This is a genomic window from Pseudomonas sp. DNDY-54 (genome assembly GCF_019880365.1).
In the GTDB taxonomy this organism is placed as follows: Bacteria; Pseudomonadota; Gammaproteobacteria; order Pseudomonadales; family Pseudomonadaceae; genus Stutzerimonas; species Stutzerimonas stutzeri_P.
In genome coordinates, this window is the sequence record NZ_CP082271.1 from 4,257,546 (window position 1) to 4,271,180 (window position 13,635).

Here is a 13,635-nt window from a genome sequence, read left to right on the forward strand (position 1 = left end):
CATGTGAGCCCGCTACCCCGCCCTTCGTCTGAGATAAGCGGCGCCGGATAGATTGGGCCCGCCCCGCCCCCCGTTGTATGAATGGCCCGGCTGCAGCAAACTTTCGAGTCGCCCCTGCAGCCCCACTTCACGGCCGGGAATTTTTGTATTTTCGGCGGGTCTATCCTGCCGACATGCCAAGAGCCTTTAGCTCTAGTAGCGCGCCAAGGAAGCCTATCAACATGCGCATTCTCGTTACCGGCGGAGCCGGATTCATCGGCTCTGCTCTGATCCGCCACCTTATTCACGACACCGAGCACAGCGTCCTCAATCTGGACAAGCTGACCTACGCGGGCAACCTCGAGTCGTTGGCTGAAATCGAAAGCAGCGACCGCTATCAGTTCCTGCAGGCCGACATCGCCGACCGCGAGCGTGTCAGCGAGGCGCTGCTCGACTTCCAACCAGACGCCATCATGCATCTGGCGGCCGAATCTCACGTCGACCGCTCCATCGACGGGCCGGCCGAATTTATCCAGACCAACATCGTTGGTACCTATCAGCTGCTCGAGGCCACCCGCGCGTACTGGCAGAGCCTGTCAGCCGAGCGCCGCGAGGCCTTCCGTTTCCATCACATCTCCACCGACGAGGTGTATGGCGACCTGCACGGTGTTGATGACCTGTTCACCGAAACCACGCCCTACGCGCCCAGCTCGCCCTACTCGGCGAGCAAGGCCTCATCCGATCATCTGGTTCGCGCCTGGCAGCGCACCTACGGTCTGCCGGTACTGATCACTAACTGCTCGAACAACTACGGCCCCTATCACTTCCCCGAGAAGCTGATCCCGCTGGTGATCCTCAATGCCCTGGATGGCAAGCCCCTGCCGGTTTACGGCAACGGCACCCAAGTGCGTGACTGGCTGTTCGTCGAGGATCACGCGCGCGCACTGTTCAAAGTGGTCAGCGAGGGCACCGTCGGCGAGACCTACAACATCGGCGGCCACAACGAGCAGAAGAACATCGACGTGGTGCGCGGCATCTGCGCGCTGCTCGAAGAGCTGGCACCGCAGAAGCCTGCCGGCATCGAGCGCTTCGAAGATTTGATCACCTTCGTCAAGGACCGCCCAGGCCATGACCTGCGCTACGCCATCGACGCCAGCAAGATCGAACGCGAGCTGGGCTGGGTTCCGCAGGAAACCTTCGAGACCGGCCTGCGCAAGACCGTGCAGTGGTATTTGAACAATCTGGAATGGTGCCGTCGCGTTCAGGACGGCAGCTATCAACGTGAGCGCCTTGGCGCGCTGGAGAACGCATGAAAGGAATCATCCTCGCCGGAGGCTCCGGTACCCGTCTGCACCCCATCACCCTGGGCGTATCCAAGCAGCTGCTGCCGATCTACGACAAGCCGATGGCTTATTACCCGATTTCGGTGCTGATGCTGGCCGGCATTCGCGACATCCTGCTGATTTCCACGCCGCAGGATCTGCCGCAGTACAAGAATCTGCTGGGTGACGGCAGCCAGTTCGGAGTCAACTTCACTTATGCCGAGCAGCCCTCGCCGGATGGCCTGGCCCAGGCGTTCCTGATCGGCGAAGACTTCATCGGGGATGACTCGGTGTGCCTGATCCTCGGCGATAACATCTTCCACGGTCAGCATTTCACCGAGAAACTGCAGCGCGCCTCGGCCCAGGAAAAGGGCGCTACGGTCTTCGGTTACTGGGTCAAGGATCCGGAGCGCTTCGGCGTGATCGACTTCGACGAGACGGGTAAGGCCTTGTCGATTGAAGAGAAGCCCGCCAAGCCGAAGTCCAGTTATGCCGTGACCGGCCTGTATTTCTACGACAATGATGTGGTGGAGATCGCCAAGTCGATCAAGCCCTCGCCGCGTGGTGAGCTGGAAATCACCGACATCAACAATGCGTACCTCAAGCGCGGCGACCTGAGCGTCGAACGCTTCGGCCGTGGCTTTGCCTGGCTCGATACCGGTACCCACGACAGCCTGCTGGAAGCCTCCCAGTACGTGCAGACCATCGAGCATCGCCAAGGCTTGAAGGTCGCCTGCCTGGAAGAGATCGCCTATCAGCACAAGTGGATCGACCGCGAACAACTGCTGCGCCGCGCCGATGCACTGGGCAAGACCGGCTACGGTCAGTACCTGTTCAAGCTCGCCGGTGAAGATGCATGAAAGTCATCGAAACCGAGATCCCTGACGTACTGATCATCGAGCCCAAGGTGTTCGGTGATGAGCGCGGGTTCTTCTACGAGAGCTTCAACGCCGCGGCTTTCGAGGCTGCGACGGGGGTCAAGCGCAGCTTCGTTCAGGACAACCACTCCAAGTCCCAGCGTGGTGTGCTGCGGGGGCTGCACTATCAAATCCAGCAGCCGCAAGGAAAACTGGTGCGGGTCGTGGCCGGGGAAGTGTTCGACGTAGCCGTGGATCTGCGCCGTAGCTCGCCTACCTTCGGGCGCTGGGTCGGCGTTCATCTGGATGCGCAGAACCAGCGCCAGCTGTGGATTCCGGAAGGCTTTGCGCATGGCTTCGTAGTGCTCAGCGAGAGCGCTGAATTTCTCTACAAGACTACCGACTACTACGCGCCAGCCCACGAGCGATCGTTGCTCTGGAATGACCCGCAGATCGGCATCGACTGGCCATTCACCGAGCCGCCTCAGCTGTCGCAGAAGGACATCGACGGCAAGGTACTCAGCGAAGCGGAGCTGTTCGCATGAAAATCCTCATCACCGGTAGCACGGGGCAACTGTCTCAAGCGCTGCAAACGGCGCTTGCCGGTGAAGGGAAGGTTCTAGCCCTGGGGCACAAGGTGATGGACCTCACCAAGCCGATGCAGATCCGTCAGCAGGTACGCCTGCTGCGCCCGGATCTGATCATCAACGCGGCCGCCTACACCGCGGTCGATCCGGCACAGGGCGACCGCGATCAGGCATACGCGGTGAACGCCATCGGCCCTGAAGTATTGGCCGAAGAAGCAGCCGCTTTAGGCGTGCCGCTGATTCACTATTCCACCGATTATGTGTTTGATGGCCGCAAGCCCGAGCCCTATCACGAAGAAGACGAGCCGCGCCCGTTGAGCATCTACGGAGCAAGCAAGCTTGCCGGGGAACAGGCGATCCAGGCTGTCGGCGGCCAACATCTGATCCTGCGGACCAGCTGGGTGTACTCGCTGCACGGGCGCAATTTCCTGCTGACCATGCAACGCTTGCTGCAGGAGCGTGACACCCTGTCGGTCGTAGACGATGAGGTCGGCGCACCGACCTGGGCCGGCACCATTGCCGCGGTGACTGCCGATATGGTGCGCAAGTGGCGCACCGGCACCGGCGGCCCCAGCGGGCTGTACCACCTGACCGCGACCGGTGAGACGTCCTGGTACGGCTTCGCCTGCAGCATCGCGCAGAACCTGGAGCGCCAGGGCCTGCTACGGGCTCGCCTGGAGCCCATCTTGTCAGCGGACTACCCCACCGCCGCCGAGCGGCCGCTCAATTCACGGCTCAACTGTGCACGCTTGCAGCGCGACTGGGGCATGGTATTGCCGGACTGGGAGGCCGCCTTGCATCAATGCCTGGGTAACGCCAACGCTCATCAGGCGAACCACAGCATGCAGGCCACACAGAGCCTCTGAGGCTCCAGCCCGGCAACCGCGCTCAGGCTGCGGCTGCGGTGCGCGAGGCGATTGCTTAACGTGCATAATGTCGCCCGAACGACAGGCGCACCCGCATGACCCCACCCGAACCTCCTCGCCGCCCACGCTGGCGCAATCTGGCCCTGGTTGCGCTGCTGCTGGCCCCGCTGCTGTGGCCGTTGCAAGAGCTGGCCGAGCGTTACTACCGTAACGAGCTGACCGAGCAAAACCGCCAGACGCTCGACCTCTACGTGGCCAACCTGCTCGGCTCCTTGCGGCGCTACGAGGTGCTGCCGCGCATCTTGGGTGACTTGCCCACGCTACGCTCTGCGCTGCGCCAGCCAGCGAGTCCGGCCGCGAAGGATCAGGCCAATCGCCTGCTCGATCAGCTGCGCAAGGAGACCGGCGCTGATGTGATCTACCTGATGGCGCCGGACGGCAACACCTTGGCGGCATCGAACTGGAACGACGAAGACAGCTTCGTCGATCGCAACTTCGCCTTTCGGCCGTATTTCAGGGAAGCCATGGCCGGCAAGCTTGGCCGGTTCTTTGGCCTCGGCACCACCTCGGGCAAGCGCGGCTACTACTTCGGTGCGGCCGTGCGCGACGGCGACGCGGTCCTCGGGGTACTGGTGGTCAAAGTCGATCTGGACCACACCGAGACCCTCTGGGGCACGACGCCCGAGCAACTCATGGTGACCGACAGTTTCGGCGTGGTGATCCTGACCTCGAAGCCGGAATGGCGATTCCGCGCCAGCCGGGCGCTGGATATCGACGAACGCGAACAGATCGCCTCCGACCGGCCCTACCCAACGCTCTCGCCCCAAGACCTGACGCTCGACATCGACACCTGGCTGATCCAGAGCCGTGAGCTCAAGGAAACCGGCTGGACCGTGCGCATTCTGGCCCCCATCAGCCTGGTCGAGCGGCCGGTGCAAACGGTCGTGGCGATTGGCGCCGCCACCTTGGCTGCGTTGTTGCTGCTGCTCGGGCTGTTGATGCAGCGGCGCCGCCACTACCTCGAACGTATCGCACTGGATGCCAAGGCGCGGCAACAGCTCGAGCGTCGCGTGCAGGAGCGGACGCAGGACCTGGAGGCGCTGAACAGCCGGCTCAAGCAGGAAGTCCTGGAGCGGGAGCAAGCCCAGCAGGAGCTGGTCCGCGCGCAGGACGAGTTGCTTCAGGCCGGCAAGCTCTCGGCACTGGGCACCATGTCGGCGAGCATCAGCCATGAACTCAACCAGCCGCTGGGGGCGATTCGCAGCTATGCGGATAACGCCCGCGTGCTGCTCGATCAGCAGCGCAACGAGGAAGCCCGCGATAACCTCAAGCTGATCAGCGAGCTGACCGCGCGCATGGCGTCGATCATCGCCCACCTGCGCGCCTTCGCCCGGCGCGACCGGCACGCGCCGGAGCGGGTCGCGCTGCAACCCGCACTGGATGACGCACTGGCCTTGTTGGCCAAGCGCCGCCAGGCAATGGGTGTTGAGCTGATTCGCGACCTGCCAGAGGCAACGCTATGGGTGCAGGCCGGTGAAACGCGATTGCGGCAGATCCTCTCCAACCTGCTGGCCAATGCCCTCGATGCGCTCAACGAACGGCCGCCGGGACGGCGAATCTGGTTGCGCGCCGAACGCCAGGGCGATGGCGTGCTGCTGACCCTGCGCGACAACGGCCCGGGGTTTTCCGCCACGGCGCTGCAGCGTGCACGCGAGCCGTTTTTCACGACCAAAACCAGCGCCCAGGGGCTAGGCCTGGGGCTGGCGATTTGCGATACCCTGACGCGTGCCCTGGACGGCCAACTGACCATGGCCAACCATCCAGAAGGCGGCGCCCAGCTCAGTCTTTACCTGCGATCCGCCGACCCGGGCGTCGCCTTCCCCAGCGAGGACTAGCATGACCAGCCAGATCGACCCGCACGTTCAGGTAGTCCTGGTCGACGACGATCCGCACCTGCGCAAGGCACTGAGCCAGACACTCGACCTCGCCGGGCTCAAGGTCCTCGGCCTGAGCGATGCGCGCGGACTGGCCGGCCTGTTGCCGCCGGACTGGCCCGGCGTCGTGGTCAGCGACATCCGCATGCCGGGCATCGATGGCCTTGAGCTCCTGCAACAGCTGCACGCTGTTGACAGTGAGCTGCCGGTCCTGCTGATCACCGGCCACGGTGACATTCAGCTCGCCGTCCAGGCCATGCGCGCCGGCGCCTACGATTTCCTTGAAAAGCCCTTCCCCAGCGAGGCGTTGCTCGACAGCGTTCGGCGCGCCCTCGCATTGCGTCAGCTGGTCCTCGACAACCGCAGCCTGCGTCTGGCCCTGGCCGACCGTCAGCAGTTGTCGACGCGCCTGCTCGGTCAGTCATCAGCCATGCAGCGGCTGCGCGAGCAGATCGGCGCACTCGCCGGAACGCAAGCGGATGTACTGATCCTCGGCGAAACCGGCGCTGGCAAAGAGGTGGTCGCGCGTGCCTTGCACGACCTGTCCAGCCGCCGCAGCGGGCCCTTTGTAGCCATCAACGCCGGCGCTCTGGCCGAGTCTGTCGTGGAAAGCGAACTCTTCGGTCATGAGGCAGGCGCCTTCACCGGCGCGCAAAAGCGCCGTATCGGCAAGTTCGAGTTCGCCAACGGCGGCACCCTGTTCCTCGACGAGATCGAGAGCATGAGCCTGGATGTGCAGGTCAAGCTCTTGCGCATGCTGCAGGAGCGGGTCGTCGAGCGCCTGGGTGGCAATCAGTCGATTCCGCTGGATATTCGCGTCATCGCCGCTACCAAAGAAGATCTCCGCCACGCCGCCGATCAAGGCCGCTTCCGCGCCGACCTCTACTACCGGTTGAACGTGGCACCGCTGCGCATCCCACCGCTGCGCGAACGCAGCGAGGATCTGCTGTTTCTGTTCCAGCATTTCGCCGAAACCGCGGCCAACCGTCATGCACTGCCGATCCGTGAGCTGCGCCCCGAACAACGGGCGCAGCTGCTGCGGCACACCTGGCCGGGCAACGTCCGTGAACTGCAGAACACGGCAGAGCGTTTTGCCCTCGGCCTGGAGCTGGGGTTGGACGATCCTGCACAGACCCCCGACGGGATGGCCGCAACACCGGCGAGCGCACTCAACGAGCAGGTCGATGCCTTCGAACGGGCCTTGATCGCCGCGGAGCTGGCTCGGCCGCATTCGTCGTTGCGCAGCGTCGCCGAAGCCCTTGGCCTGCCCCGCAAAACGTTGCATGACAAACTGCGAAAACACGGTCTGGTGTTCAGCGATGCTGGCGGAAGCTCGCCGGATGAGCCGGAATAGCTGGCGGATTTCCGCCATATCTCAGGTCGACGAATCGGATTTTCCTGCGCTGCGACCTTTTGCCACCTGTTTGTCACACTTGTCCGGCTAGCTAGCGCGCACAGCCTGATTCATCCGGGATTAGGGGAAGCTGCGAACTAGACGCGCTGGCTGAGAATTATTCGTCAGCATTCTGCCACTACACCGGTAAACTCCCGCGTCACGAGGGCAGGCTTCGCGCTTCTGGCACAGCACTTGCTCTCGCTAACCCCAATGAGTTGGTGAAACAGGTCGGCCGTCGGCGTCGCGACTTTTCGTCGATGACGCCTAGACTTGTCTTGCTGGCTACAGCCGAGTTGCCGCTTCGATGCGACAGCTCAATTCACAACAAGAGGAAAACAACAATGTTCAAACTGACCGCCACGGCGCTTGCCTGCGCTCTGTCACTCGGTATCGCAGGCCTGGCCCAGGCTGCCGACCCGATCCTGATCAAGTTCTCCCACGTGGTTGCCGAAAACACGCCGAAAGGCCAGGGCGCCAACCTGTTCAAGAAGCTGGTCGAAGAGCGTCTGCCCGGCAAGGTCGAAGTTCAGGTGTACCCGAACTCCTCGCTGTTCGGTGATGGCAAGGAAATGGAAGCGCTGCTGCTGGGCGACGTACAGCTGATCGCGCCTTCGCTGGCCAAGTTCGAACACTACTCCAAGGGCGTACAGGTGTTCGACCTGCCGTTCCTGTTCGACAACATCGCTGCGGTTGACCGCTTCCAGCAGAGCGAAGCCGGCCAGAGCCTGCTGAGCTCCATGGAAGACAAGAACATCACCGGCCTGGGCTACTGGCACAACGGTATGAAGCAGCTGTCCGCGAACAAGGAACTGCGTGAGCCGAGCGACGCGCGTGGTCTGAAGTTCCGCGTACAGGCCTCCGCCGTGCTCGACGAGCAGTTCAAGGCCCTGCGCGCCAACCCGCGCAAGATGAGCTTCGCCGAGGTTTATCAGGGTCTGCAGACTGGCGTGGTTAACGGTGCCGAGAACCCCTACTCGAACATCTACTCGCAAAAGATGCATGAAGTGCAGAAGCACATCACCGAGTCCGACCATGGTCTGCTCGACTACATGCTGATCACCAATACCAAGTTCTGGAACGGCCTGCCGGCTGACGTTCGCGGCGAGCTGGAAACCATCCTGGACGAGGTCACCGTAGAGGTGAACAAGCAGGCTGACGAACTGAACCAGAAAGCCAAAGCCGACATTCTGGCGGCGGGCACCACCGAAATTCTGGTCCTGACGCCGGAAGAGCGGGCCAAGTGGCGCGAAGCGATGAAGCCGGTCTGGAAGAAATTCGAGAGCGACATCGGTGCTGATCTGATCAAGGCCGCTGAAGCGTCCAACGCTCAGTAAGGTGATTGGAGAGGGCGGCACGGTTCGCCCTCTCCACGCTGCCCCGACAGCTCAGTGAAAAGAACAGAGCTCAGGCGAGCATGACGAACGGCCCCCTCAGCCTAACGTTTCGCCCAATACGTTATTTTTCATTGCCCTGTCGCCCGGTTACCAGACCGGTTCATGGCGCACATTCCGTACGCCTGTCGAAACAATGCATTTCATCGGGAGATGTCATCCATGAACGCCCTCTGGCGCGTCTGGGACCACTTCGAGGAGGGTTTCATTGCCTTCCTGCTGGCCGCCATGACTCTGGTGACCTTCGTTTACGTGGTTCTGAACAACCTCTACACCATTTTCTACAGCCTGGCGGATTCCTTTCCAGCCGCGGAAGACTTTTTCTTTTCGGTCGGTGATTTCGTCATCGGCCTGGCCCAGGCCATGACCTGGAGCACCGCATTGACCAAGGCGCTGTTCGCCTGGCTGATTTTTTCCGGCCTGGCCTATGGCGTCCGTACCGCCGGACATATCGGCGTCGACGCGCTGGTTAAACTCGCGCCCCGCCATATACAGCGCTACATCGGCGTGATCGCCTGCCTGTTCTGCCTCGGCTATGCCGGCCTGCTGACCGTCGCCAGTTTCGAATGGATTCAAGCGCTGTTCACCGCCAACATCGGTGCTGAAGACCTCGGTCATGTCGGCGTCAAGCAGTGGCATATCGGCATGATCGTACCGTTCGGCTTTGCCATGGTGTTCATCCGTTTTGTCGAGATCTTTGTGCGCATCCTGCGCAACGAGCAAACCGGCCTGGGGCTCGCCGACGAAGCGGCCGAAGCCGCCAAGCTTGGTGAAGAGGAGCCGAAGTAATGACTATCCTGTTCCTCTTCCTGGCGCTGTTTGCGCTGATGTTTATCGGCGTGCCGGTGGCCATTTCGCTGGGCCTGGCCGGTTCGCTGACGATTTTCTTCTTCAGCCCCGATTCGGTGCGCTCGCTGGCCATCAAGCTCTTCGAGACCTCCGAGCACTACACGCTGCTGGCCATCCCGTTTTTCCTCCTCGCCGGCGCATTCATGACCACCGGCGGCGTGGCCAAGCGTCTGATCGATTTCGCCAACGCCACCGTCGGCCACATCCGTGGCGGCCTGGCAATCGGTGCGGTGATGGCGTGCATGCTGTTCGCCGCGCTGTCCGGCTCGTCGCCGGCCACCGTGGCGGCGGTCGGTTCCATCGCCATCGCCGGCATGGTCCGCTCCGGTTATCCGCAGGCCTTCGGCGCCGGTATCGTCTGTAACGCCGGAACCCTGGGCATTTTGATCCCGCCGTCGATCGTCATGGTGGTGTATGCCGCCGCGACCGAGACCTCGGTGGGCAAGCTCTTCATGGCAGGCGTGGTCCCCGGCATTTTGCTGGGTGTCGGCCTGATGCTGGCGATCTACATCGTCGCGGTGAAGAAGAACCTGCCAGCCATGCCGCGCGCCTCGTTCCGCGAGTGGCTGTCCTCGGCTCGCAAGGCGCTGTGGGGCCTGCTGCTGATGGTCATCATCCTCGGCGGTATCTATTCGGGCATGTTCACCCCGACCGAAGCGGCTGCCGTGGCGGCGGTGTATTCCGCGTTCATCGCGCTGTTCGTGTACAAGGACATCACCATCCGCGATTGCCCCAAAGTGCTGCTGGAGTCGGGCAAGCTTACGATCATGCTGATGTTCATCATCGCCAACGCCATGCTCTTCGCGCATGTGTTGACGACCGAACAGATCCCGCAACAGATCACGGCAATGGTGCTCGAAGCAGGCCTTCAGCCCTGGATGTTCCTGTTGGTGGTGAACATCGTGCTACTGGTCGCCGGTGCGTTTATGGAGCCGTCGGCCATCATTCTGATCCTGGCGCCGATCCTGTTCCCGATTGCCGTGCAGCTGGGCATCGACCCGATCCACCTGGGCATCATCATGGTGGTGAACATGGAGATCGGACTGATTACACCGCCGGTGGGGCTGAACCTGTTCGTCGCCTCGGCCGTCACCGGCATGCCGGTGACCCAGGTCATCCGCGCCGTGCTGCCATGGTTGGCATTGATGCTGTCGTTCCTGGTACTGATTACCTACGTGCCGTCGATATCGCTCGGCCTGCCCAATCTGCTGGGCATGTAATCTCAACGAATCAAAGTGTTTACCTTTAGCCCGGCCCTGCGCCGGGCTTTTTTATGGGCGTCATGCCGTCCGGTCTCAGAGCGCCAGCACGTCCACGGGCCGGCGCCGGAACCAGCCAGTCAGCGAAAGGCGTTCGGCCTGCGTGATCATCACTTCATGCGGAAACTCGCCCGACAGAAACATCAGCAGATGCCCATCCAGCGGTGGGATATCCAGCGTCTTACCGTCGGGCAAGTGCATGCGCAGCTCGCCGCCGTTGTTCGGTTGCCAATCCGGATTGAGGTACAGAACCGCCGTGATGCAACGGCTGTCGTCGTCGCGGAAACGATCCAGGTGGGTCTGATAGAAGGCACCGGGCGGATAGAGGGCGAAGTGGCACTCGAATTCTTCGAGGCCAAGAAACAGCTCGCGGTTGAGCGTTTGACGCAACTCGTCCATGACGGACAGATAGCCGTCGGAGACCGCCGCCTGGCCCTCTTCCAGCCAGTGGATGTGATCACCGCGAATGCCTTCATGCACTGCCTGCTCCTCGCCGCGCCCCACACCAGCCGGTGCCAGCGCACCCTCCGCGTAGCGCCTGCGGCACTCAGCGGCCAGCTGATGGGTCACATCACTGGAGAGGAAGGAACTCTGCAGCGACCAGCCGCGCGCGGCAAGGTCGTCGATGATCGAAGAGAACGGCAAAGACATTGACTCCAATGGGTCGGATTACGCGTCCGCGCGGCCTCGGTGGGCCCGCACGGAAACAGCCGCTGAGTCTAGCAGCAGCGCTTGCGCTCCTCGACAGGCCGGGGTCATGGCGCAGAAAATAAACAGCCCGCCACAGAGGAGCTTCCATGCGCGCCCTTATTGCTTGTGTATTACTCGCTGTCAGCCTGAACACCTGGGCCGATCGTTACGATGAACTCTACGAGGCTGCAGGCTGGACGGAACAACGCGCCAATTTTTCCGATGCCCTGACCGCGGCCCAACAGCGCTACAAGAACACCCTGCCCCCTGCGGTTTTTCAGGCGCTGGTCACCAACAGCAACCGGCGTTTTGCCGTCGACGCTATCGATCAGCGCGCCAAGCAAGCGTTAGAGAAGCACCTGTCGAACCCTCAGCCCGCGCTGGACTTCTTCCAGTCGCCTCTGGGCCACAAGGTTGTCGCGGCAGAAACGCTGGCCGGGCGGCGCGAACAACTGGCCCGCTACGAGAATGGCTTGCCTCGGATGGAAGCCGGCAGCAATCGGCAGTTGCTGATTCGCCACCTGGCTCAGGCGTTGCCCGCCGCTGAAGCCGGCGCAGAAGTCAGCCTGGCACTCGCCGGCGTGGCGGCCGATAGCCTCAGCCAGATGATTCCAGGCTTGCTCGGCGGCGGTCAGGCGCAGGGCTTGCTGGATGGCCAGCGTGAGCGTCTGCAGCAGCAGGTCGAAAGCGACCTCGACAACACGTTGCTGTTCATCTATCGCGACCTCTCGGACGCCGAGCTGGAAGAATTCGTCGAGTTCGCCCAATCGGAGGCTGGCAAGCAGTACTACCAGGCGGCGCTACAGGCACTGCGCGCGGGCCTCGCCGTCGGCATGAGCAGTAACGAGATCCAGGCGCACGCCAGCCCTGCGGGCAATGGCCTGGCAGTTAACTCAGCCGTTCGCTGAGAAAATCGAAGTACGCACGGCGAATGGTTTCGCGCTCGTTGACCAGATGATGACGCGCACCCGGAAGTCGAAGGATGTCCGGGGCGGTAAAGGAGCGCTCGAGGACGGGGAGATTGTGTTGCCAGTCCACGGTCATGTCGGCCTCCCCTTGCACGATGATCGGACTGTGCAGGCTGCGCGGCGACCCCTCGATCCGAGGGATCCAGCGGGACAGCGCGCCGACCCAGGCGGTCGGCAGGATGTCCGGCTGCAGCGGGTCTTTTGTCTGAATGAAGTCGAGAAAGGCCGGATCGCCGGAGTTCTCACTGAAGCGGCGGGGGATTTGCGTGACGAAGCGCCGCGCGACTTCGTAGCTGAGTCGCGACCAGCCCCATGCGCGTGGCCGCACCAGAGGTGCTAGCAGGATGCCCCGCCCTGGTTGCGGGTGCTCCGGTTGGTTGAGCAGGTAATCGAGCACAATCGCGGCTCCCGTGCTCTGTCCGAGCAAGTGCCAAGGCTGCGGGAGCTCCAGGTCCAGCGCTTCGCGCAGAAGACCCTGCAGTACCGCCTGATACTCAGCGAACTCATTGATGCTGGCCCGCGGCCCGCTGGACAGGCCATGCCCCGGCAGGTCACAGGCAAGCACCGCAAATCCCATGCGCAACCCCCAGTCCACCACGTGTCGGTAGAGACCCATGTGGTCGTAATACCCGTGCAGCACCAACAGCGTCGCCACCGGTTGCTCGGGACACCAGGACTGCGCGGCGACCTCGTAGTCATGTACCGAAAAGCGCCCCAGGCGCCGCTGGACGTTGCGGTGGTGCAGCAGATCCAAACCGTAATAGGCCTGGTAGTAACGCGCGTCGTGGCTAAGCTCGGCGCCCTGCGTTATAGGACGGAGCTGGGCACGAAGCGCGTCGGGGTCGATTCGCGAAGGCATGTCAGGTTTTCTGGCTCGAATGGAACGAGATATTCAGCTCTGCAGCGCGACGTGGCAAGCTGACGGCTCACTCGACGAGCGCCGCCATGTCCGTACGCAACAAATATCTGCTCGCAGCATTGATCGCGCTGCTATGGGGCGGTGCCATGCTGGCGGCCTTCTGGTGGTTCGAGGCACGCTACCTGCGGCCATTCGCAACCGAACGCGCTGAGCTGTTCTCTGGTGACAACCTGGCATTGCCCGGCAGCCTGGGAGGCCCTGGACCCGTTCGCGTGGTGCATTTCTGGGACCCGGCATGCCCATGCAATGCGGGCAACCAGCAGCACCTGGCCGACCTGCTGCAACGCTTCGGCAGCCAAGGGGTGAGCTTCTATGCGCTGCAGAAGCCAGGCACCCAAGGGCGCCTACCGCTGCAACTGAGCGGCCTGCAGACCCTCACAACCCTGCCCGGCTCGCACAGCCTGCCCGCCAGCCCCGCAGTCGGAATCTGGGACGCGAGCGGCCGCCTGGTCTATGTCGGTCCCTACAGCGAAGGCGCAGTGTGCAACTCCAGCAACAGCTTCATCGAACCGATCATCGAGGCGGTGTTGGCGGGTCGCAAGGTCACCGCCACGCATTCACTCGCAGTGGGCTGCTTTTGCGATTGGGGCGAGCGCCAGCCTGCCAATGATTGAGCAG

General features: G+C 62.7%; 13 protein-coding genes. 11 read left to right on the forward strand and 2 right to left on the reverse strand.

Features of this window, described 5'->3' with window-relative positions:
- The first annotated feature begins 221 nt into the window (after positions 1–221).
- From rfbB to dctM, 9 genes are all read left to right on the forward strand, one after another.
- Positions 222–1,292 carry a dTDP-glucose 4,6-dehydratase gene (rfbB, locus tag K4O48_RS19715; RefSeq protein WP_222910059.1) on the forward strand — a complete coding sequence of 357 codons (1,071 nt, stop codon included), beginning with the start codon at positions 222–224 and terminating at the stop codon, positions 1,290–1,292.
- The gene (gene rfbA, locus K4O48_RS19720; protein WP_222910060.1) at positions 1,289–2,161 is read left to right on the forward strand and encodes a glucose-1-phosphate thymidylyltransferase RfbA; all 873 of its coding nucleotides are present in this window, start codon (positions 1,289–1,291) and stop codon (positions 2,159–2,161) included. Before rfbB ends, rfbA begins: the two co-directional genes overlap by 4 nt.
- On the forward strand, positions 2,158–2,703 hold the full coding sequence (gene rfbC / locus K4O48_RS19725) for a dTDP-4-dehydrorhamnose 3,5-epimerase (RefSeq protein ID WP_222910061.1): 546 nt from the start codon (positions 2,158–2,160) through the stop codon (positions 2,701–2,703). Before rfbA ends, rfbC begins: the two co-directional genes overlap by 4 nt.
- Positions 2,700–3,611, forward strand: coding sequence for a dTDP-4-dehydrorhamnose reductase (rfbD, locus tag K4O48_RS19730; protein WP_222910062.1), 912 nt, complete (start codon positions 2,700–2,702; stop codon positions 3,609–3,611). Before rfbC ends, rfbD begins: the two co-directional genes overlap by 4 nt.
- A gap of 95 nt (positions 3,612–3,706) precedes the next feature.
- Positions 3,707–5,506: an ATP-binding protein gene (locus tag K4O48_RS19735; RefSeq protein WP_222910063.1), complete on the forward strand. Its 1,800-nt coding sequence runs from the start codon at positions 3,707–3,709 to the stop codon at positions 5,504–5,506.
- Position 5,507: 1 nt separating this feature from the next.
- Positions 5,508–6,899, forward strand: coding sequence for a sigma-54-dependent transcriptional regulator (locus tag K4O48_RS19740; RefSeq protein WP_222910065.1), 1,392 nt, complete (start codon positions 5,508–5,510; stop codon positions 6,897–6,899).
- Between the two features lie 383 nt (positions 6,900–7,282).
- Entirely contained in the window at positions 7,283–8,275 is a 993-nt protein-coding gene (gene dctP / locus K4O48_RS19745) for a C4-dicarboxylate TRAP substrate-binding protein DctP (RefSeq protein ID WP_222910067.1), read from the forward strand.
- A gap of 219 nt (positions 8,276–8,494) precedes the next feature.
- A complete protein-coding gene (locus tag K4O48_RS19750; RefSeq protein WP_222910069.1) occupies positions 8,495–9,121 on the forward strand; it encodes a TRAP transporter small permease in 627 nt (208 codons plus the stop codon).
- Positions 9,121–10,401, forward strand: a complete 1,281-nt coding sequence (dctM, locus tag K4O48_RS19755; protein WP_222910070.1) for a C4-dicarboxylate TRAP transporter large permease protein DctM — start codon at positions 9,121–9,123, stop codon at positions 10,399–10,401. Before K4O48_RS19750 ends, dctM begins: the two co-directional genes overlap by 1 nt.
- A gap of 75 nt (positions 10,402–10,476) precedes the next feature.
- Here the strand turns inward: dctM and K4O48_RS19760 are convergent, their stop codons facing one another.
- Positions 10,477–11,085: a 2OG-Fe(II) oxygenase gene (locus tag K4O48_RS19760; protein ID WP_222912178.1), complete on the reverse strand. Its 609-nt coding sequence runs from the start codon at positions 11,083–11,085 to the stop codon at positions 10,477–10,479.
- Positions 11,086–11,237: 152 nt separating this feature from the next.
- Here K4O48_RS19760 and K4O48_RS19765 point away from each other — a divergent pair, with 152 nt between their 5' ends.
- On the forward strand, positions 11,238–12,038 hold the full coding sequence (locus K4O48_RS19765; RefSeq protein ID WP_222910072.1) for a hypothetical protein: 801 nt from the start codon (positions 11,238–11,240) through the stop codon (positions 12,036–12,038).
- On the opposite strand, the gene K4O48_RS19770 is transcribed toward K4O48_RS19765, so the two are convergent.
- Positions 12,019–12,957 carry an alpha/beta hydrolase gene (locus K4O48_RS19770; RefSeq protein ID WP_222910075.1) on the reverse strand — a complete coding sequence of 313 codons (939 nt, stop codon included), beginning with the start codon at positions 12,955–12,957 and terminating at the stop codon, positions 12,019–12,021. The two genes, K4O48_RS19765 and K4O48_RS19770, sit on opposite strands and share 20 nt — an antisense overlap.
- An 86-nt stretch (positions 12,958–13,043) precedes the next feature.
- On the opposite strand from K4O48_RS19770, the gene K4O48_RS19775 reads away from it, so the two are divergent.
- A complete protein-coding gene (locus tag K4O48_RS19775; RefSeq protein ID WP_222910076.1) occupies positions 13,044–13,631 on the forward strand; it encodes a DUF6436 domain-containing protein in 588 nt (195 codons plus the stop codon).
- Positions 13,632–13,635 lie beyond the last annotated feature (4 nt).

What these genes read in the sequence shown, in the direction of transcription:
- rfbB (WP_222910059.1), top strand. Translation starts at nt 222, where the DNA reads ATGCGCATTCTCGTTACCGGCGGAGCCGGATTCATCGGCTCTGCTCTG.
- rfbA (WP_222910060.1), top strand. Translation starts at nt 1,289, where the DNA reads ATGAAAGGAATCATCCTCGCCGGAGGCTCCGGTACCCGTCTGCACCCC.
- rfbC (WP_222910061.1), top strand. Translation starts at nt 2,158, where the DNA reads ATGAAAGTCATCGAAACCGAGATCCCTGACGTACTGATCATCGAGCCC.
- rfbD (WP_222910062.1), top strand. Translation starts at nt 2,700, where the DNA reads ATGAAAATCCTCATCACCGGTAGCACGGGGCAACTGTCTCAAGCGCTG.
- K4O48_RS19735 (WP_222910063.1), top strand. Translation starts at nt 3,707, where the DNA reads ATGACCCCACCCGAACCTCCTCGCCGCCCACGCTGGCGCAATCTGGCC.
- K4O48_RS19740 (WP_222910065.1), top strand. Translation starts at nt 5,508, where the DNA reads ATGACCAGCCAGATCGACCCGCACGTTCAGGTAGTCCTGGTCGACGAC.
- dctP (WP_222910067.1), top strand. Translation starts at nt 7,283, where the DNA reads ATGTTCAAACTGACCGCCACGGCGCTTGCCTGCGCTCTGTCACTCGGT.
- K4O48_RS19750 (WP_222910069.1), top strand. Translation starts at nt 8,495, where the DNA reads ATGAACGCCCTCTGGCGCGTCTGGGACCACTTCGAGGAGGGTTTCATT.
- dctM (WP_222910070.1), top strand. Translation starts at nt 9,121, where the DNA reads ATGACTATCCTGTTCCTCTTCCTGGCGCTGTTTGCGCTGATGTTTATC.
- K4O48_RS19765 (WP_222910072.1), top strand. Translation starts at nt 11,238, where the DNA reads ATGCGCGCCCTTATTGCTTGTGTATTACTCGCTGTCAGCCTGAACACC.
- K4O48_RS19770 (WP_222910075.1), bottom strand. Translation starts at nt 12,957, where the DNA reads ATGCCTTCGCGAATCGACCCCGACGCGCTTCGTGCCCAGCTCCGTCCT.
- K4O48_RS19775 (WP_222910076.1), top strand. Translation starts at nt 13,044, where the DNA reads ATGTCCGTACGCAACAAATATCTGCTCGCAGCATTGATCGCGCTGCTA.